We start from the raw sequence: 19,732 nt of genomic DNA on the forward strand, positions 1-19,732 counted from the left end.
CTCAAGGTCAGTTGTGCAGTACCACATCGGTACCGACGATACGCACATCATGCATCTGGTTCAGATACGCTTCAAGATAAAACTTGTGCGATGCGCCCACGACCACCAGCATGCGCAGGCCGGGCGGACTCATGGCGTCGCGGATATTGGACGCCATGCGCAGGTTGCGCGTCTCCCAGTAGGCCACGTAACCACGGCCGTAGTGCCGGGGCGATGGCTCTTCCAGCGCCGCGCCGAAGTCGCTCTTGAAGACCAGCGCCGGTTCGCTGGGGTCGTTGTACGCCCGGTACATCGCCAGCACGCCGGCGGACGTGCCGATCCGGCTTTGCAGGACCTTGTCGTTGCGGCTGCGCTGGGCGGTGGCCGGGTTGTCCCAAGCGGCCATGATGGCCGCACCGGCCGCCTTCTGTTCTGCTGCGGATGGTTCCGGTCTGTCGGCCGTGTGGTCGTCCATTGCGTACAGCCGCTCGAGTCCCACCCGTGCGGCTACCTGCGCGGCGACCAGGTAGCTCTCGTCGGGCCGCACCATCAGCTTGTTGATGGTTTCCACCAGCGCGGCATCAAGGCTGTCGCCAGCGTGCCGCTCAGTCACCGGCAGGCGCAGCCACTGCACCAGGGCCGAACCGGGCTCGCCGGCGGCCAGGAACAGCGCTGCCAGTTCGCGCCGCTGGCCGGTGGTGGGAGCGGCCGGCCAGGCGGCCAGCAGACGCTCGGCCCGGTCGGTGGCCTCGAACACATCGAGACCGGTCGCCGCCTGGGCTGCCGAGGTATCGCGACAATAGGTCTTGACGCTATCGGCGTAACGCTGCGGGTAGCGCTGCATCATCGCGCACTGCACGCCAGACAGATGCTCGATGGCGATTGCCTGCGGCCGCCACGCCGCCAGCCGCGCGTTGAGCACCTGCAAGGTCGTGGCATCGAACGGCTTGGGCAGCTGCGAAAAATGCGGCGAACCCAGCACCATCACCTGGTTGATCTGCCCCCGCGCCAGCTTGAGGGTTGAAGGATCGAACTGCGGCTTGGGCGGTTCGGCGGCCAGTGCTGCCCCCTGCGTCACCACCGCTGCAACCAGTCCCGCCATCAACCTGCGCACCAGCGTCCTATTCATTGCCCACCTCCTTGCGGTTATCGCCCGGCACGCGGTCGATCATCTTGTTGTACGGATCGATGCCCACCTCGAACGGCTTGTCCTTGACCGTCACCGTCAAGACCGGGTCGCTGCCGCGCAGCAGGCGTTTTTCCAGGTACAGCACTTTTTCGTCGGCCTCCTTGGCGCCCGGGGCACGGGCGAAGATGCCGATTTCCACCGGCTCGTCGTAGGCGCGCGGCGTTTCCTTGCCCTTGCCGTCCGCTTCCAGCTTGGCCAGGTGCAGTTTCAGGGTGACGTCCCACTGGCCGTCCGGGCGCTTTTTGGCGCTCGCCTCGGTCACGCGGTTGTCGTACAGGACGATCTTTTCGAACAGGTCGGTGATCAGGGCCTGCTTGTCCTGCGGCGCTTCGGCGCGCAAATACTCGAGCAATTCGCGGCTGGTGGTGTACGGCGCCTGCTGGTAGCCCTTGTCCTGCAGGAAGCGCTTGAGCGCGCGGTTGACCGCGTCTTCGCCGATCTCGTCGCGCAGGCGGTAAAACACCAGGCTGCCCTTGCGGTAGTGGATGTAGTCCTGGTTTTCCACGCGGTACAGCGGCAGCTCCTCGATCACTTCGCCGCCACGGCCGCGCAAGTAGGCGTCGAGTTCGAAGCGCAGGAAGCGGCGCAGCTTGTTGCGGCCGTATTCCTTCTCCATCACCATCAGCGCCGAGTACTGCGCCAGCGATTCGATCAGCATCGACGCGCCCTGCACATTGGCGCCCACCACCTGGTGGCCCCACCACTGGTGCGCCATCTCGTGCGCGGTCACGTAGAACACGTAGTCGATATTGTCCCTGTCGCGCAGGTCGGCGATAAAGCCGATGCCTTCCGAATACGGGATGGTGTTGGCAAACGACTGGGCAAAGCTCTGGTACCTCGGGAACTCGAGGATGCGCACCTGGCGGAACTGGTACGGCGTGAAGTTGGCGACAAAGTAGTCGAGCGACTTTTGCGTCGAGGTGATCATGCGATCGACGTTGTAGCCGTGCCTGGCATCGTAATACACCTCGATCGGCAAGCCGCGCCATTCGCCCTTTTTGACGTTCCAGCGCGCCGACAGGTAGGCAAAGAAGCCCACCATCGGCCGGTCCATCTTGTAATGGAAATAGCGGCGGCCATCCTTTTCCCAGCTGTTTTGCAGGTAGCCGGGCGCCATCGCGATCTGGTCGGAGGACGTGGAGACGGTGGTCTCGAAGTTGATCCAGTCGGTGTCGCCGAAGACGTTGTTGGCGCGCGCTTTTTCATCTTCCAGCCTGGCCATGCGCTGCGGCTCGCCCAGTCCGCGCTTGCGGCGCTCGTTGCGGTCCTTGAGCTCCATGTCCGGCTGGTAGCCAAAGCGCGGGAAGAAGGCGCCGTTGTTGAAGAAAGTGCCTTTCAGGTTGATGCCATCGGGCGCGCCCTGGTTGGTGAACCCTTCGGGATGGACGTCGACCGTGAAGTCGAGCTCGAGCTGGGCGCCGGCGGCGATCGGCTGCGCCAGGCGCAGCACGCGAAAGCCCAGCGCCTGGTCGTCGCTGACGACCGTGTGCGCGGGCAGGTTGGCAAAGCGCGTGGTCACGTCCGGGTTCAGTTGCAGGCGCAGCTCGGCCAGCGGCGCGCCGCTCTTGTTTTCCATGCGGTAATGACCGCGCACGATCACGCGGCGCTGGTCCGGATAGATATCGACATCGGCGCGCACGTCGGTCACGCGCGGCTGCGGCAGGTCCTTGTAGCGACGGTACGATTTTTCGTAACGGGCCTGCTCGTCCATGCGCACATTGCCAGGCTGGTAGCGGTTGAGCTGATTGGTGTTGTGGAAGATCCAGGCGCCGGTGCCGGCAAAGCCGGCCAGGCACAGCGCCAGCAGCACGCCGGACGGCCCGCGCAGGCGGCTGCCTGCGGCGCGCACGCGGCGGCGCCACGGCAGTACCAGGCCACGCACCCAGAACGCCTGCGCCACCGCCAGCAGCGCCAGCGTGGCGCAGCCCCAGTACACGGCGAACCACGACCAGCCCAGCAGGAAGTGGCCGTAACCGTTCATGTCGGAATACTTGAGTTGCGGCAGCGAAGCGAAGTTGTAGAGGTTGTGGTCGAAATGCAGCGCGCCCAGCACCAGTTGCGCCACCATGTAGAGGACGATCGCCAGGTAACCGATGAACTTGTTGTTGACCAGCACCTGCAACACCAGCGCCAGCAAGCCGAGCATCACGAAGCTGGCCGAGTCGAGCAGCAGCGCCTGCAGGTACAGGCCCGGCTCCACCGGCACGCCGCCCTTGAGCAGCTGGACGCACATCGCCGTCAGCGCACCGACCAGCAAAAAGCCGAACACCACGCCCACCAGCGCCAGGCTCTTGGCCACCAGCGGGGCCCAGTCGGGCACCGGCAGCGCATCGCTCACGTCGGCCACCTTGAACTGGCGGTCGCGGAAGATCAGCTCACCGGCGTAGAAGGTCAGCACGATGATCAGCAGGAAACTGAAGCTGCCTTGCAGGGTCTCGAGCATCATGTACGTCACCGGGTAAATGGCGGTGCCGAACATCTTGCTGCCCTGGCTGGCGGCGCCGATAAAATTGGCCATGCCGAAGATCAGCATCACCAGGAACGGCACGCTCTTGAACACGGCCGCGGCGTCGAAGCGCAGGATGTGCCAGCATTGCTGCCAGGCGGTGCCCGGCCCGAAGCGCGGCACAATCGCCGGCAGGACGGTGGTGGCGGGCAGCACAGGCACGGCTGCGGCTGCGGCTGCGGCTGCGGTGCTGCGCTTGCGGCCCCACCAGCGGCGGCCGGTGCCGGCGCGCTGCGGCTTGAACAGCACCAGCGTGGCGCCAAAGCAGGCCAGCGCCACGCCCAGCCACAGCGCGCGGTTGGCCAGCAGGTAGCCGGCCACTGGCGGCACGATGGTATTCGCTTCGGCGGACGTGAAGTAGCGGGTAGCGCGGCCAAAGGCGCGCATGCCGAACGGATCGAGCAGCACCGCCACCCATTCATTGCTGACATCGCGCGTCAACACGCCGGCCACGCCCCACAGCACGAAGAAAGCCAGCACGCCCAGGTACACCATCATCATCGAGCGGGTGGTGGCCGCCAGCAGCATCAGGAGCGCACCGATGAACACCAGGTTGGGGATCACCAGCCAGGCGAACGCCCACAGGTAGGCGTGCAACGGCACCGGGCCCACGCGCACCGCGTCCACCCACGGCATCATCGGACCGATCACCGTGCCCAGTGCGATCACCACGAACATCGCCAGGCACGCTGCCAGGCCGGCCAGGAAGCGTCCGACCAGGTACTGGTACTTGCGCATCGGCGTGGCGAACAACATGTCGGAGATGCCCACCTCGGTATCGCGCAGCACGGCGCCGGCGATAAAGATGGTCACCGTGAGCATCGACAGCACGGTAAAGGCGCCCAGCAGCTGCACCACCACCACCGGCGCGTTGCGGTGGACGTTGCCGATCGCGCCGCCCACCACCACGGCGTCGCTGGTGGTGGCGCCGAAGGCCATCAGGCCCAGCACGAAGGCGGTGACCCACAGCAGCGGCTGGCGCAACTGGTAGCGCAGGTCGAACTTGAAGAATTCCATCAGCATGGCGTGCTCCTCAAGCCTGAACCACAGCCGCAGCGGCGCGGTGGGCGGCGCGCACGTGCAGGAAGTACACGTCTTCCAGGTTCGGCTCGACCGCGATGAAGCCGTCGTCGGGCTGGCTGTCCGCATACACGTGGATTTGCGGCTTGCCACCCACCAGGCGGGTGCGCAGCACGTTCATGCGCTCCTGGTAGCCAGGCAGCGCTTCGGCGCTCACGGTGCGGCGCCAGACCTTGTCGCGCAGGGTGTCGATGGCGGCCTGCGGCTCGCCCTGCACCAGTACCTGGCCCTTGACGATCACCGCCATCTGCGGGCACAGGTCGGTGACGTCTTCGACGATGTGGGTGGAGAGGATGACCACCACCTGTTCGCCGATGCGGGCCAGAAGATTGAGAAAACGGTTACGCTCGTCGGGATCGAGGCCGGCGGTCGGCTCGTCGACGATCACCAGTTTGGGCGCGCCCAGCAGCGCCTGGGCAATGCCGAAGCGCTGGCGCATGCCGCCCGAATACGTGCCCAGGTTGCGCTTGCGCGCGTCCCACAGGTTGGTTTGCTGCAGCAGCGCTTCGACCGCTTCCTTGCGCTCGCCGCGCGCGGTCAGGCCCTTGAGCACGGCAAAGTGGTTGAGCAGCACATCGGCGCTCACCTTGGGATAGACGCCGAAATCCTGCGGCAGGTAGCCAAGCTGGCGGCGCAGCGCCTGCGGCTCGGCCAATACATCGAGGCCGTTGAAGGTGATGGAGCCGCTGTCGGGGTCCTGCAGGGTGGCGATGGTGCGCATCAGCGACGACTTGCCGGCGCCGTTCGGACCCAGCAGGCCGAACATGCCATGGCCGATCTCCAGCGTGACGTCGTTGATGGCCTTGACGCCGTTGTCGTAGGTCTTGTTGAGCTGTTTGATCGAAAGCATGACGCCAGGTCTCCTGATAAGCCGGAGCCACACGCTCCGAAGCAACCTTACTATAGAGCAAAGTTGCAAACTTATCAGTGTCTTTCGATCAACGGCGGTTTTGTGCGACAGACGGCAGAAAACGCGGGGTGGACGTTAGTACTGGCGATACTCGGGGAACATTTCCTTGAGCAGGAAGGACAGCAATTCCGCCTCGTCTTCTTTGCGCGCACTCATCTTGACGGTACGGCCCAGGCGGCGCGATTCCCATTCGAAGTCGCCCGGCTTTTCCTTGCGGATGATCTTGATCATTTCCTTGGCCACGGCGGTCTCGATATCCTTCTCGCTGCCCTGCTCGACGTGGATCTGTTGCAGCCAGTTGCGCTTGAAGTTGGTATTCCAGCCACGGAATTTCACGTCGGCGCTGTTGGAGCGCTTGTCCACCGAGAACACGCCGCCGGTGTCGTTCGGATCCTGGCCGCCCCGGGCGTTGGCGCCGGCGATATTGGCCTTGGCGCGCGCCAGCGAGCGTTCGGCGGCCGACTGGGCCGGCTCGGCCGGCTGCGGCGACGGATTGGCCGCCTCGCGCTCGGCGCGGCGCTTGGCTAGCATCTGCGACATGTCCTGCTCTTGCGGCGGTGGTGGTGGCGGCGTCATGGTCGCCTGCACCGGCGGCACGAAGGTTTCCAGCTTGGGCTGGGCCGGCGTCGGCTTGGTACGCACGGTGCTCGGCTTGCTTGGCGCGGGCTTGACCGGCTTGGTCGGCTTGGGTTCAGCCTTCTTCGGTGACGGCTTGACGGTCGGCTTTTGCGGCGTAATCGGCAATGGCGAGATGTACACCATCTCGCCGCCCTTGGGCGCGGACTTGGTCTTCGGCGGTGGCGGCGACGGCGCGAACAGGTAGTACAGCACGAACGCCAGGTGCAGGGCGACGGTGAACGCCAGGCCGTAGCGGCGGGGAATCGATTTCTTCTGTTCCCACAAGGCGTACGCGTCCCCCGGCAGCGGCAAAGGCTGGCCGCAGGTTTCGCAATAACCGTTGGCGGAAAGGATGTGGGAGTCGTGGTGCAAGATACGGAACCTTGTGGAACGAAGTCTTCAAAATGCGGCCATAGTGCCAGACTCCCGGCATTTTGGGAATCGCTCGGGAATTCAAAGCCAGCCATCATAGCGCGCCGCACGAAACGGCGTGCGTGCTCCAAGTATCTACTTTACAAGTTACGGCTCTTGACGGGTGTTACCTTATGTATCCAAAGCAAGTAATTTGCATTACGGATGCGTAAGGATGCCACGGTTGCACCTCATATTGCGTGCGCGACGCCACATTCTTCGTCACTGAGCGGTCCAGTACCGCTGTACCGGTCCAGGTACAGGTAAATCACCGGCGTGATGTACAGCGTAATTGCTTGCGAAAAGATCAACCCACCCACCACGGCCAGACCCAGCGGCTGGCGCAATTCGGCGCCGGCGCCCAGGCCCAGGGCGATCGGCAGCGCGCCCATGATGGCTGCCAGCGTGGTCATCATGATCGGCCGGAAGCGCAGGATGCAAGCTTCGCGGATCGCGTCGGCCGGCGCCCTGCCCTCGGTGCGCTGCACGTGCAGGGCGAAGTCGATCATCATGATGGCGTTTTTCTTGACGATGCCGATCAGCATCAGGATGCCGATGATGGCGATCATGGTCAGGTCGAGATTAAAAATCCACAGCGTGATCAATGCCCCCACCGCTGCCGACGGCAAGCCGGCCAGGATGGTCAGCGGGTGGATATAGCTCTCGTACAGCACGCCCAGCAGCACGTAGATCACGCCCAGCGCCGCCAGGATCAGCACCACCTGGCTGCCTTGCGAACTCTGGAACACGGCCGCGTCGCCGCCATAGTTGGTGATGATCGATGGTGGCAGGCGCATGTCGATGCCCATCTGGTCGATCTTGGCGGTGGCCTTGCCCAGCGGTACATCGGGCGCCAGGTTGAACGACAGGGTAATCGCCTGCAACTGGCCCTGGTGGTTGACTGCCGTGGGGCCGACGGTGCGCTCCACGCTGGCAAAGCTCGACAATTTCACCAGTTGACCGGCCTTGTTGCGCACCGAGATTTTCGTCAGTGCATTATCGAACTGGCGATCGGCGTCGGCCGCTTCGAGGATCACGTAGTAGCTGGCCGCCGGCGAATAGATGGTCGAGACCTGCCGCTCACCAAAGGCCAGGTACAGCGCGGTGCGCACGTCGCCCAGCGCCACGCCCAGGTTGTTGGCCTTGTCGCGGTCGATCTTGAGCGAAGCTTGCAAACCGCGATTTTGCGTGTCGCTGGTGACGTCGCGGAAATCGGGATCGGCGCGCAGCAGCTCCTGGTATTTCTGCGCCCACTCGCCCAGCGCGCCGGGGCTGACCGACTGCAAGGTGTACTGGTAGCGGCTCTTGGACTGGCGCCCGCCCAGTTGCAGGTTCTGCACCGGGCTCAGGTATACGGCAATGCCCGGTATCGATCCGGTGGCCTTGCGCAGGCTGTCGAGCACTTGCGGCATCTTGTCGCGCTGGGCCCGTGGCTTCAATACCAGGAACATCCGGCCGGTATTGCCGCCGCCGGTAAAGGACGTCACATCCTGCACATTGGGGTCGGCGCGCAGCACGTCCACCACGCGGTCTTGCAGCGCCAGCATGGCCGACGTCGAGATATCTTCCGAGGCCTCGGTGTTGACGCGGATTTGCCCCAGGTCTTCCTCGGGGAAGAAGCCTTTCGGGATCGCCATGTACAGCACCACCGTCAGCGCAAAAGTGCCGAAGGCCAGCATCAGCACCGGGAAGCGATGGCGCAGCGCGATGTCGAGCGTGCTGGCGTAGCCATTGCGCAGCCTGGTAAAACCGGCCTCGAACCAGCGTCCCAGCCAGTTGCCTTTGTCATGCTCGGGGTCGATGGTATCGGCCGGCAGCAGGCGGCTGGCCAGCATCGGCACCAGCATCAGCGACACCGCCGCCGATACCAGCACCGCCAGCGCCACCACCACCGCAAATTCGTGGAACATCAGCCCGATCACACCGGGCATGAAGAAGATCGGAATGAACACGGCCACCAGCGACACGGAGATCGAGATAATCGTAAAACCCATTTCCTTCGAGCCGATCAGTGCCGCCTGCAGCGGTTTTTTGCCCAGCTCGATATGACGGACGATGTTTTCCAGTACCACGATGGCGTCATCGACCACCAGCCCCACGGCCAGCGTGATGCCGAGCAGCGAGATGTTGTCGAGGCTGTAGCCGAACGCGTACAGCAAGGCCAGCGCGCCCAGCAGCGAAATCGGCATGGTAATCGCCGGAATGAAGGTGGCGGCCGCGCGGCGCAGGAACAAAAAGATCACCAGCACCACCAGCACGATGGTCAGCAGCAAGGTCAGATTCACATCGTGGATCGCCTCGCGGATCGACACCGAGCGGTCATTGACCAGGTTGATGTTGACCGACGCCGGCAACTGCGACTGGAACCGCGGCAGCAGCGCGCGCACGCCATCGACCACCTGCACGGTGTTGGCGTCGGGCTGGCGCTGCACCAGCAGCACGATCGAGCGCTCGCCGTTGTAGCTGCCGGCCGCTTTGACCGACTGGAAGCTGTCTTCCACCGTCGCCACGTCTTTCAGGCGCACCGGCTCGCCGTTGCGCACCGCCACGATCAGGTCGGCGAACTCAGATGCCTTCATCAGTTGCGGATTGCCCTGGATGGTCAGGGTCTGGCTGGGACCGTCGAGGACACCGAGCGGCGTATTGGCGTTGGCCGACTTGATCGCCTGCTGCAGTTCTTCCAGGGTCAGGTCGCGGGCGTTGAGCAGGTCGGACCGGGCGCGGATACGCACCGCGAAACGCTTCTGGCCGTTGACACTCACCTGCGCCACGCCCGGCAAGGTGGACAGGCTGGGCGCCACCAGGTTTTCGGCGTAATCGTTCAGTTCGGCCAAGGTGAGCGACGGCGAATTCATGGTCATGAACAGCACCGGCGCGTCGGCCGGGTTGACCTTGCGGTACGACGGCAAATCGGTCATTTCGATCGGCAACTGGCGCTGGGCGCGCAGCAAGGCGGCCTGCACATCGACCGCCGCTTCGTTGACGTTGATGCTGGTATCGAATTCGAGCGTGAGAGAAGAATTACCCAGCGTGTTCGACGACGTGATCAGGGTCAGGCCGGCAATCGTGGAAAACTGCTTTTCCAGCGGCAGCGCCACCGACGACGCCATGGTCTCGGGCGACGCTCCCGGCAGGTCGGCCGAGACGTTGATCACCGGCGTGTTGTAACTGGGCAGCGCAGCCACCGGAATGTAGAAATACGACAGCACGCCAGCCAGCACCAGCGTGACCGACAGCAGCACCACCATCACCGGACGGCGAATGCACAACTCGGAAATATTCATGCTCAGCCCTTGGTGACGGTAGCATCAAGCGCCTTGTCGGCGGTGGCAATGCGGACCTTGCCGCCCGGGCGCAGGTTCTGCTTGCCGTCGACGATTACTTGCTCGTTGCCCTTGAGGCCGGAGACGGCGGCAAAGTCACCGAACGCGTGCAGGCGCTTGACCGGCACCACCCTGGCCGACTGGTCGCCATCGACCGCATAGATAAACGTGCCCTGGGTATTGCTGATGATGGCGTTTTGCGGGATCACCGTGGCGTTCGGCAGCACGTGCGACACCAGTTGCGCGTTGACGTACTGGCCCGGCCACAGGCTGGTGACCTTGTTGTCGAACTGGGCTTTGACGCGGATCACGCCGGCCACCGGATCGACCGTGCTGTCGATAAAGCTCAGTGCGCCGGTCAGTTCCTTGTCCGACGTCGGCTGCGTCACGCGCACCGGCACCGCGCCGCGCCGCTGCGCTTCAAGCAGGCCGCCCAGCGCCGACTCCGGCAAGGTAAAGGCGACGTTGATCGGGTCGAGCTGGGTGACGGTCGTGAGCGACGTGCTCATCTGCACCAGGCTGCCGGCATAGACGTTGATCGCGCCCACCCGGCCCGACATCGGTGCGCGGATGGTGTTGTAGCTGGCGTCCACGCCCACGGCACTGGCGGCGGCCAGGTCGGCGGCCAGCACGGCCTTTGCCGCCTCGACCTGGCTCTTGAGTGTATCGACTGCGCCTTGCGCCACGTATTTCTGTGCCAGCAAATCTTCGGCGCGCTGGTACTGGCGCTCGACGTCGGCTAGCGCGGCGCGGTCGCGCGCCACCTGGGCCGCTGCCTTTTCCACGTTGGCGCGGGCGCTGCGGTCGTCGAGCGAGAACATCAGCTCGCCCGCCTTGACGAACTGCCCTTCCTTGATGTGCACCCGGACGATGGTGCTGGTCGTTTGCGGATGCAGGTCCACGGTGCTGATCGGCGTGACGGTGCCGTTGGCCTGCAACACCACCGGCACGTCGCGCCGCTGCGGCGCCACCACGCTCACCGTGGTCGGGCCTTGGGGACCGCTGGCCTGCTTGCCAGCTGGCGCGGCGTGGTTGCCGCCGCTTTTCATGTACCAGCCGGATAAGCCGATGACGGCGGCCGTGGCCGCCAGGGTAACAATTGTCGATTTTTTCATGTTGGAACAGTCTTTGTGTTTTAGGTATGGCTGTTGTGTTTGGTACTGCGGGAGTGTTCTACAAGCGGCCTGCGTATGATTCCGGCAAGATCACCGTCACTTCCAGGCCGCCGGTGGGGTGGTTGTTGAGCGCCACGGTGGCGCCGTGCTGCTCGGCGATGTTGCGCGCGATGGTCAATCCCAGGCCGGTGCCGCCCGACTCGCGCGAGCGCGACGATTCGATCCGGTAAAACGGCTCGAACACGTGCGCCATCTGGTCCCTGGCGATGCCGGGGCCGCCGTCGCGGATGATCACGCGCGCCGCGCCGGCGATCCGCTCGACGGTGACGTTGGCGTAGTGGCCATACTTGACGGCGTTGTCGATCAGGTTCACCAGGCAACGGCGCATGTCGAGCGGCCGGCCCATCAGCGCCATGTTGGCGCGCCCGCGCAGTTCCACCGGCTGACCGCTGTCGGAGGCGTCGCTGCACACGCTGTCGAGCAGCGAATCGAGGTCGAGCGCCTGCATGGTTTCCGACGCGTCCATGCTGCGCGCCAGGTCCAGGCCCTCGCGCACCATTTGCTGCATGGCCGACAGGTCGTCGATCAGGCGCTGCTGCAATTCGTCGTCACGCACTTTTTCCAGCCGCAGCCGCAGCCGCGTGAGCGGCGTTTGCAGGTCGTGGGTGATGGCGGCGAGCATTTGCGTGCGCTGCATGATGTGCTGACGAATGCGCGCCTGCATGGCGTTGAAGGCCGCGCTGGCCTGGCGGATCTCGGCGGCGCCGCTGAGCACCACCGGCGGGTGGTTGATGTCGTTACCGAGGTCCTTGGCAGCCTTGGCCAGCAGCTTGAGCGGCCGCACGGCCATGCGCGTGACCAGGTAGGCCAGCGCCGCCACCGACAGCAAGAACGGCAGCAGCGAAATGTATTCGCTCAATGCTTTGGCTGGCACTTCAGGTGGCGGCAGGATCGACAGTTTGAGGCTGGTGCCGTCGCGCAGGGTGACGTACATCGCTTCGCAGGCGCCGCCCCACTGGCTGGGCGCGAAGATGGAGCGCTGGCGCGGCTGGCCGCACTCGACTGGCCGGCCGGCCACCGGCTGCAGTTGCACGCCCTTGGTCAGGCGCTGCTGCAAGGCGTGGGAAAATGCCGTCGCTGCGCCGGTCACCGCAGGCGCCCCGGCAATGCGCTCGAGCTTGATGGTGCCGCGCTCGGCCATGCGCAGATACGTGGGCCGCGATTCGGCCGCCAGCGTATCGGCCGTGGTAATGAGCTGCTCGGCGCGCTCCATGGCGTGAAAATCGCGGTAGCGCTCGAACGACCTGGTGCGCTCGCCAACCGACAGCCATTGTGTCAGCGCCGCCGAGGCCATCATGCCCAGCAGCAGCACCAGGAACACGCGGCCGGTCATCGACCCGAAAAAATCTTTCACGCGTGCGGCTCCACCGTGACCTGGCCGGCCAGCACGTAGCCGCCGTTGCGCACGGTCTTGATGATTTGCGGCACGCGCGCGTCCTCGCCGAGCTTCTGGCGCAGGCGGCTGATCTGGATGTCGATCGAGCGGTCGAACGGATCGGCGTCGCGCCCCTGGGTGAGGTTGAGCAGCTGGTCGCGGTTGAGCACGCGGTTCGGGTGTTCCAGGAACACCTTCAACAAGCGGAACTCGGCGCCCGACAGCATGATCACCAGGCCGTCCGGGTTGAGCAGGTGGCGCGCGGTCAGGTCCAGGGTCCAGTTGGAAAAGCGCATTTGCTGCGCCTTGTCGGCGCCGCTGCCGCTGGGCATGGCATTGCTGCGGCGCAGGACGCTGCGGATGCGCGCCAGCAGCTCGCGCGGCTCGAACGGCTTGGGCAGGTAGTCGTCGGCGCCCATTTCCAGGCCGAGGATACGGTCGAGCGGCTCGGCGCGGGCGGTCAGCATGATCACCGGCAGGGTCGATTGCGCGCGCAGCTTGCGGCACAGGGTCAGGCCATCGTCGCCGGGCAGGTTCAGGTCGAGCACGACCAGGTCCGGCTTGGACTCGTCGAGCAGCTTCCACATGGCGGTGCCGTCGGCGGCGCACAGCGCCCGGTAACTGTTCGACTCGAGGTAGTCGGCCAGCAGGGTGCGAATGTCGCGATCGTCGTCAACGATCAGAATTGTCGATGTAGGTTCCATGGACGTCATTATCCCCAGTTCATGCTTGCGCTACCAATGCCCAATTGTATCGGCTTGTATATGTGCCATGAAGAAATACGTCACATCTGGATACAAATACTGTGACTAGAGAAACGTCATGGCAATCTTTGGCAGCGAAGATGGTCTCAAGCGCAGAAACAACGCTGCGCTACTCCCCACCAAGACGAAAGGAACGACCATGAACATCATTCGCAAAAGCATCCTCATCGGTTTTACGGTACTGGGCATGGCGGCCGCGCAGGCACAGGACGCTGCACCGCAGACTAAACCCGAGCACAGCCAGCGCGCCACGCCGGAGCAGCGCCAGGCCAAGATGGAAGAAATGTACGCCAAGCGCCAGGCGCGCCTGCACGACCAGCTAAAACTGACGGCACAACAGGAATCGGCCTGGGCCGCTTACCAGGCGGCGATCAAGCCGGCAGCCCGCACGGGTGCACGGCCACCACGCGGCGAATTCGCCAAGCTGTCCTCGCCTGAACGTTTGAGCAAGATGATCGAAAGAACCAAGATGCGTGAAGACAAAATGCAACAGCATCTGACCGCGATGACGGCGTTCTACAACCAGCTCACGCCTGAACAGAAAGCCGCGTTCGACCAGCACAGCATGCGCGGCAAGCATGGTGGATGGGGTGGCCACCGTGGCTGGGGTGGCCAGCGCGGCCAGGACGTGAAGCGCGGTTAAGCGTCATCAAGCGTCACTAAGCGTCATCAAGCGTTGCCACGGTTCCCCGCTCCGGCGGGGAACCTGTTATTTCAACCGCTCCAGCGACTGCGCAAACTTCGCCGCATTCTGGTAGCCGATCACGCGCGAACCGGCAATCTCGCGCCCCTGTGCATCGAACAGGATGATCCCTGGCGGCCCGAACAGGCCAAAACGCTTGAGCATGGCCTTGTCGTCGGCATCGTTGGCCGTCACATCGACCTGCAGCAATAGCGTGTTGGCCAGCTTGGCCTGCACCTGGGGATCGACAAAAGTCAGCTTTTCCATCTCCTTGCACGACACGCACCAGTCGGCATAAAAATCGAGCATCACGGTCTTGCCGCCAGTCTGCGCCAGGATCGCGTCGAGCTGGGCCACGGTCTTGATGCGCTGGAATGCCAGGTGCTGGTCTTTCGAGCCGGTCACGTGCGCCAGCGGCGCCAGCGGGTCGCGCCCGCCCGTTACCATGCCGCCCAGTTGCACCACGCCCAGCGCCACCGCCACCACGCCCAGCGCCTTGGCCGGCCACTTGGCGCTGTTAAGGAGCAGATACATGCCGTAGCCGACCAACAGCGCCGCCCAGCCCATCATCTGTACCACCGGAGGTAACACCGGCGACACCAGCCACAAGGCCATCGCCAGCATCAGCACACCGAAGAAACGTTTAACCGCATCCATCCACTTGCCCGCCTTGGGCAGCAGCGCGCCGGCAGAGGCGCCGACCAGGATCAGCGGCACGCTCATGCCCACCGCCATGGCGAACAGCGCGCTGCCGCCAATGAACACGTCGCGCGTCTGGCTGATGTAGACCAGCGCAGCGGCCAGCGGCGCGGCCACGCACGGCCCGACGATCAGCGCGGAAATGGCGCCCATGACGAACACGCCGGCCAGCTTGCCCGACGACTGCTGGTTCGACACAGAACTGAGTTTCGATTGCAGCGCGGCCGGCACTTGCAACTCGTAAAAGCCGAACATCGACAGCGACAGCAGCACCATCAGCGCACCGAAGCTGCCCAGCACCCACGGATTTTGCAGTGCGGCCGACAACCCCTCGCCGGCCAGGCCTGCGGCCACGCCCAGCGCTGTGTACACGATGGCCATGCCCAATGCATAGGTGACCGATAACAGCAGGCCGCGCTTGCGGTTGCTGCGGTCGCCTTCGCCCACGATGATCGAGGACAGGATCGGCACCATCGGCAGTACGCATGGCGTGAACGACAGGCCCAGGCCCAGCAGCGCGAACAGCGGCAGGATCACCAGCAGGCTGCCAGTCTTGAGGGCGGCTTCGAGGCGGCCGCTGTCATTGGCTGGCGCGGCGGCTGCAGTGGCGGGAGCAGCAACGGGCGCCGGTGGCGGCACGATGTCTTCAGCGGTCGGTGGCGCAATCGGGAAAATGGTCACGCCGGGGCTGACGGCAGCGGGCTTGCCTTCGCCGACTGCGGCGGCTTTGGCCATCGCGGGCGACGCTGCGGCAGCGGTTGCGCCGGCTGCGGTGGCATTGGCTGCTGTGTCATTGGCTGCGGTGGCGTTGGCTGCACCGGTTGCGCCCGCTGCCGTGGGCGCTGCAGCCTTGCCGGCAGCAGCGGGCAACGGCACCGAACCGCTGCCGGTCAGTTGCGCCGTGTAGTCCTGCGGTGAATAGCACAGCCCCTTTTCGGAGCAGCCCTGGCCGCTCACCTGCAGGGTAAATGCACCGTTCACGTCCACCGGAATGGTGATGGTCACGCTCTTGCGGTAGGTTTCGACATCTTTTTCGAACGTCGGGTCGTAATGGATCTTGCCGGCCGGGATAACCGGCGTGCCCAGCCTGGCGCCAGTGGCGCTGAACTTGAACGGTTCGCGGTACATATAGTAGCCATCGGCGATCTGGAAATTGACCGCGATCGTGTGGCCATCGACCATGCTGGCGGAAAAGCGGAACGCCTTGGCCGGCTCGAGGAAATCCTGGGCGCGGGCGGCCCCGAAGAACAGTAACAACGCCAGCGGCAGCAGCGCGGCGACAAATCGGACAAGACGTGACATGAATACTTTCTCTCGGGGCGGGAAGTCAAAGCACTGGCATAGTACACCGGGCACGCATTTTCCGTCCGGGCCACGGCAGGGTCGAGACCGGGCACAGCGGCGGAATTTTGTGCGACACTCAACTTTTCGCCTTCCGGGAGTTTGCACGATGTCATCACCAAGTCCCCTGCTGTATTGCGCTCTTGCTGCGGCGCTCACCTTCAGCGCTGGCACCGTGCTGGCCCAGGACCAGGCCCCGGCCACGGCGCTGGCCACCATTTCTGCCGACGACCTGGTACGCCACATCAAGGTGCTGGCCTCCGACGAGTTCGAAGGCCGCGCGCCCGGCTCGAACGGCGAAACCAAGACTGTTGCCTACCTGACGCAGGAATTCAGGAAACTCGGCCTCAAGCCCGGCAACCCGGACGGCACCTGGGTGCAGGCAGTGCCGCTGCGCGGCCAGACACCGAAGCCGACCTTGACCTACACCATCGCCGGCAAGACCGTGGCGCTGAATTTTCCCGAGCAGTTCGTCGCCCATTCCACCAGCGCGCCCGACCAGGTGAGCGTCGATCAATCCGACCTGGTATTCGTCGGCTACGGCGTGCAGGCGCCCGAATACGGCTGGGACGACTACAAGGGCGTGGACGTCCGCGGCAAGACGCTGCTGATGCTGATCAACGACCCGGCCGTGCCCGATCCACGCAATCCGGCCGAGCTCGATCCCGCCATGTTCCGCGGCAAGGCCATGACCTATTACGGCCGCTGGACTTATAAATACGAGATTGCCGCCAAGCTCGGCGCCAAGGCCGCCCTGATCATCCACGAAACCAGGCCGGCCGCCTACCCGTGGGACGTGGTGCGCAGCGGCGGCAATGGCGAACAGTTCAGCCTGGTCCAGGCGACAGGAGGCGACGACCCGGACGCGCCCGCCATCGCCGGCTGGATCCAGCGCGACCAGGCCAGCGCCATGCTCGCTGCCGCCGGTTACAACTTCGAAACCTTGAAAAAGCAGGCAGTGACCAAGGCCTTCCGCCCGGTCGACCTGAAGGGAACGGCCAGCTTCAAGATCGCCAACACGTCGCGCACCATCGCGTCGAACAACGTGGTGGCGCTGATCGAAGGCAGCGATCCCAAGCTCAAGGACGAACTGGTGATTTACAGCGCCCACTGGGATCACCTGGGCATCGACGGGCGCCTGCCGGGGCCACGCAGCAAGCAGATCTACCATGGCGCGCTCGACAATGCCTCGGGCACGGCCGCCCTGCTTGCGCTGGCCAAAGCCTATCGGGCGCTGCCAACGCCACCGAAGCGCTCGATCCTGTTCCTGGCCACCACGGCCGAAGAACGCGGCCTCCTGGGCGCGAAGTATTACGCCAGTCACCCGCTGTACCCGCTCAAGAAAACCGTGGCCAACATCAACATCGACGGCATCAACGCCTGGGGCAAGACCGAGCAGATCGAAAACGTCACCTCGGGCCACTCGAGTATCGACGCGCTGTTGACCAAACACGCACAAGCGCAGGGCCGCAAAATGGCCAACGACTCGCGTCCCGAATTGGGCAGCTTCTACCGCGCCGACCAGCTGGAATTCGCCCGCGTGGGCGTGCCGGTGCTCTACACCAAGGCGCGCAGCGGCTACATCAACAAACCCGAAGGCTACGCTGCCAGGGTGGTCGATCACTACTTCGGCAAGGACTACCACCAGGTCACCGACGACGTGCGAACCGACTGGGACTTCAGCGGTGGCGTGCAGGACATCGGCCTGCTGTTCCAGGTCGGGCTCGATATCGCCCAGGGCGTCACCCCGACATGGAATGCCAGCTCGGAGTTCAAACCGAAGTGATGACCCCAAAAAAAAGCCAGGCAGAGCCTGGCTTTTTCGTAACGCTGTACTAACCGGGAAGATTACTCTTCGGCGGTTGGTGCTGCATCGATGTCGGTCGCTTCTGGACGGTCCAGCAGCTCAACGTAAGCCATTGGAGCGTTGTCGCCAACGCGGAAACCCATTTTCAGGATGCGCAGGTAGCCGCCGTTGCGGTTAGCGTAACGTGGGCCCAGTTCCGAGAACAGTTTGCCAACGATTTCGCGGTCGCGCAGACGGGAGAATGCCAGACGCTTGTTGGCCAGGGTGTCTACCTTGCCCAGGGTCAGGATAGGCTCGACAACGCGGCGCAGTTCCTTCGCTTTTGGCAGGGTGGTTTTGATGGCTTCATGACGCAGCAGGGAAACGGTCATGTTGCGCAGCATTGCCAGACGGTGGGACGAGGTACGATTGAGCTTACGGAGGCCGTGACGGTGACGCATGGTACTTCCTTTCAGGTGTTTAAATCCGAGTTCTTCGATCGCTCAACATGAGCGCGGACCGGTTCAAGTGTTTTACGCCGCGAACAACGCGTTCGCGGCGGTGGAACCGTCATACCCGCGAAGGCGGGTATCCATGCTGAGGCCGCGTTGCCACGGACTCGCATGAGTTCCCGCTTGCGCGGGAACGACAAACTGCTAACTGCTAATCAGTTGGTAACAGAGCAGAACATTGCTCCGCAATGTCCAGCTCTGTCACCGAATCTGTTGGCTTAACAGGACAGAGCATCGCTGCGCGATGTCCAGTCCTGTCCCCCAAGTTGTTACTTTTCCAGCCCTGCAGGTGGCCAGTTTTCCAGCTTCATGCCCAGGGTCAGGCCGCGCGAGGCAAGAACTTCCTTGATCTCGTTGAGCGACTTGCGGCCCAGGTTTGGCGTCTTGAGCAGTTCGTTTTCCGAACGCTGGATCAGGTCGCCAATGTAGTAGATGTTTTCTGCTTTCAGGCAGTTGGCCGAGCGCACGGTCAGTTCCAGGTCGTCCACTGGACGCAGCAGGATCGGATCGACCAGCGGAGCGCGCGATGGCGCTTCGGCAGCAGCTTCGGTGCCTTCCAGGGCAGCGAACACGTTCAACTGATCAACCAGGACGCGGGCCGATTGACGGATCGCTTCTTCCGGCGAGATCACGCCGTTGGTTTCGATGTTGATGATCAGCTTGTCCAGGTCGGTACGCTGTTCGACACGAGCGGACTCGACGAAATACGATACGCGGCGCACTGGCGAGAACGATGCATCGAGAATAATGCGGCCGATGGTCTTGTTGGTGTCTTCCGACAGGCGACGCACGTTACCAGGAACGTAGCCACGGCCTTTTTCGACCTTGATCTGCATGTCCAGCTTGCCGCCAGCGGTCAGGTGGGCAATCACGTGGTCCGGGTTGATCAGCTCCACGTCATGTGGCAGATCGATATCGGATGCCAGGACAGCGCCTTCGCCTTCTTTTTTCAGGGTCAGGGTAACGGAGTCACGGTTGTGGACCTTGAAGACGACACCCTTCAGGTTCAGCAACAGGTCTACGACGTCTTCCTGTACGCCGTCGAGCGACGAGTACTCGTGCACAACGCCGGCGATCGTCACTTCGGTTGGCGCGTAGCCAACCATCGACGACAGCAGTACGCGACGCAGCGCATTACCCAACGTATGGCCATAGCCGCGTTCGAACGGCTCCATCACGACTTTAGCGTGGCCGGCGCCGAGCGCCTCTACATCGATAATACGTGGCTTCAACAAACTGTTTTGCATGTACATGTCCTTTTCAATACCCTCGGCGCGTTAGGCCGATAAGGCTGATGGCATTAGTAAAAACGCCCGCTTAGATATTAAGCGGGCGGAAGAACAAAAATTGGATCCCCGCCTGCGCGGGGACGACGGCCTTGG

General features: G+C 63.8%; 13 protein-coding genes. 2 read left to right on the forward strand and 11 right to left on the reverse strand.

Going from position 1 to position 19,732, the window contains the following annotated elements:
• Positions 1 to 7: 7 nt before the first annotated feature.
• The 8 genes from DUPY_RS01605 to DUPY_RS01640 all read right to left on the reverse strand — a co-directional run bounded on the left by DUPY_RS01605 (position 8) and on the right by DUPY_RS01640 (position 13,270).
• The gene (locus DUPY_RS01605; RefSeq protein WP_084640495.1) at positions 8 to 1,108 is read right to left on the reverse strand and encodes a DUF5694 domain-containing protein; all 1,101 of its coding nucleotides are present in this window, start codon (positions 1,106 to 1,108) and stop codon (positions 8 to 10) included.
• Positions 1,101 to 4,697 carry a M1 family aminopeptidase gene (locus DUPY_RS01610; protein ID WP_070245971.1) on the reverse strand — a complete coding sequence of 1,199 codons (3,597 nt, stop codon included), beginning with the start codon at positions 4,695 to 4,697 and terminating at the stop codon, positions 1,101 to 1,103. Before DUPY_RS01610 ends, DUPY_RS01605 begins: the two co-directional genes overlap by 8 nt.
• A gap of 10 nt (positions 4,698 to 4,707) precedes the next feature.
• On the reverse strand, positions 4,708 to 5,604 hold the full coding sequence (locus DUPY_RS01615) for an ABC transporter ATP-binding protein (RefSeq protein ID WP_070245972.1): 897 nt from the start codon (positions 5,602 to 5,604) through the stop codon (positions 4,708 to 4,710).
• Positions 5,605 to 5,739: 135 nt separating this feature from the next.
• Positions 5,740 to 6,654, reverse strand: a complete 915-nt coding sequence (locus DUPY_RS01620; RefSeq protein ID WP_070245973.1) for a hypothetical protein — start codon at positions 6,652 to 6,654, stop codon at positions 5,740 to 5,742.
• A 230-nt stretch (positions 6,655 to 6,884) separates the two neighbouring features.
• Positions 6,885 to 9,977, reverse strand: coding sequence for an efflux RND transporter permease subunit (locus DUPY_RS01625; protein ID WP_070245974.1), 3,093 nt, complete (start codon positions 9,975 to 9,977; stop codon positions 6,885 to 6,887).
• A gap of 2 nt (positions 9,978 to 9,979) precedes the next feature.
• The gene (locus DUPY_RS01630; RefSeq protein WP_070245975.1) at positions 9,980 to 11,131 is read right to left on the reverse strand and encodes an efflux RND transporter periplasmic adaptor subunit; all 1,152 of its coding nucleotides are present in this window, start codon (positions 11,129 to 11,131) and stop codon (positions 9,980 to 9,982) included.
• Between the two features lie 58 nt (positions 11,132 to 11,189).
• On the reverse strand, positions 11,190 to 12,545 hold the full coding sequence (locus tag DUPY_RS01635; RefSeq protein WP_070245976.1) for an ATP-binding protein: 1,356 nt from the start codon (positions 12,543 to 12,545) through the stop codon (positions 11,190 to 11,192).
• Positions 12,542 to 13,270, reverse strand: a complete 729-nt coding sequence (locus DUPY_RS01640) for a response regulator (RefSeq protein WP_070245995.1) — start codon at positions 13,268 to 13,270, stop codon at positions 12,542 to 12,544. The genes DUPY_RS01635 and DUPY_RS01640 overlap by 4 nt, the downstream gene beginning before the upstream one ends.
• A 199-nt stretch (positions 13,271 to 13,469) precedes the next feature.
• Here DUPY_RS01640 and DUPY_RS01645 point away from each other — a divergent pair, with 199 nt between their 5' ends.
• Positions 13,470 to 13,973, forward strand: coding sequence for a Spy/CpxP family protein refolding chaperone (locus DUPY_RS01645; protein ID WP_070245977.1), 504 nt, complete (start codon positions 13,470 to 13,472; stop codon positions 13,971 to 13,973).
• Positions 13,974 to 14,039: 66 nt separating this feature from the next.
• On the opposite strand, the gene dsbD is transcribed toward DUPY_RS01645, so the two are convergent.
• Positions 14,040 to 16,013, reverse strand: a complete 1,974-nt coding sequence (gene dsbD / locus DUPY_RS01650) for a protein-disulfide reductase DsbD (protein WP_070245978.1) — start codon at positions 16,011 to 16,013, stop codon at positions 14,040 to 14,042.
• A 148-nt stretch (positions 16,014 to 16,161) separates the two neighbouring features.
• Here dsbD and DUPY_RS01655 point away from each other — a divergent pair, with 148 nt between their 5' ends.
• Positions 16,162 to 17,838: a M28 family peptidase gene (locus DUPY_RS01655; protein ID WP_070245979.1), complete on the forward strand. Its 1,677-nt coding sequence runs from the start codon at positions 16,162 to 16,164 to the stop codon at positions 17,836 to 17,838.
• A gap of 62 nt (positions 17,839 to 17,900) precedes the next feature.
• Here DUPY_RS01655 and rplQ read toward each other — a convergent pair whose 3' ends face one another.
• Positions 17,901 to 18,299, reverse strand: a complete 399-nt coding sequence (rplQ, locus tag DUPY_RS01660) for a 50S ribosomal protein L17 (RefSeq protein ID WP_026637580.1) — start codon at positions 18,297 to 18,299, stop codon at positions 17,901 to 17,903.
• A 320-nt stretch (positions 18,300 to 18,619) separates the two neighbouring features.
• The gene (locus tag DUPY_RS01665) at positions 18,620 to 19,597 is read right to left on the reverse strand and encodes a DNA-directed RNA polymerase subunit alpha (protein ID WP_026637581.1); all 978 of its coding nucleotides are present in this window, start codon (positions 19,595 to 19,597) and stop codon (positions 18,620 to 18,622) included.
• Positions 19,598 to 19,732 lie beyond the last annotated feature (135 nt).

The sequence above is a fragment of the Duganella phyllosphaerae genome, assembly GCF_001758785.1.
Taxonomy (GTDB): domain Bacteria; phylum Pseudomonadota; class Gammaproteobacteria; order Burkholderiales; family Burkholderiaceae_D; genus Rugamonas; species Rugamonas phyllosphaerae.

Excerpts from the sequence above, each read along its gene's own strand:
- DUPY_RS01605 (WP_084640495.1), bottom strand. The coding sequence starts at position 1,108 with ATGAATAGGACGCTGGTGCGCAGGTTGATGGCGGGACTGGTTGCAGCG.
- DUPY_RS01610 (WP_070245971.1), bottom strand. The coding sequence starts at position 4,697 with ATGCTGATGGAATTCTTCAAGTTCGACCTGCGCTACCAGTTGCGCCAG.
- DUPY_RS01615 (WP_070245972.1), bottom strand. The coding sequence starts at position 5,604 with ATGCTTTCGATCAAACAGCTCAACAAGACCTACGACAACGGCGTCAAG.
- DUPY_RS01625 (WP_070245974.1), bottom strand. The coding sequence starts at position 9,977 with ATGAATATTTCCGAGTTGTGCATTCGCCGTCCGGTGATGGTGGTGCTG.
- DUPY_RS01630 (WP_070245975.1), bottom strand. The coding sequence starts at position 11,131 with ATGAAAAAATCGACAATTGTTACCCTGGCGGCCACGGCCGCCGTCATC.
- DUPY_RS01640 (WP_070245995.1), bottom strand. The coding sequence starts at position 13,270 with ATGGAACCTACATCGACAATTCTGATCGTTGACGACGATCGCGACATT.
- DUPY_RS01645 (WP_070245977.1), top strand. The coding sequence starts at position 13,470 with ATGAACATCATTCGCAAAAGCATCCTCATCGGTTTTACGGTACTGGGC.
- dsbD (WP_070245978.1), bottom strand. The coding sequence starts at position 16,013 with ATGTCACGTCTTGTCCGATTTGTCGCCGCGCTGCTGCCGCTGGCGTTG.
- DUPY_RS01655 (WP_070245979.1), top strand. The coding sequence starts at position 16,162 with ATGTCATCACCAAGTCCCCTGCTGTATTGCGCTCTTGCTGCGGCGCTC.
- rplQ (WP_026637580.1), bottom strand. The coding sequence starts at position 18,299 with ATGCGTCACCGTCACGGCCTCCGTAAGCTCAATCGTACCTCGTCCCAC.
- DUPY_RS01665 (WP_026637581.1), bottom strand. The coding sequence starts at position 19,597 with ATGCAAAACAGTTTGTTGAAGCCACGTATTATCGATGTAGAGGCGCTC.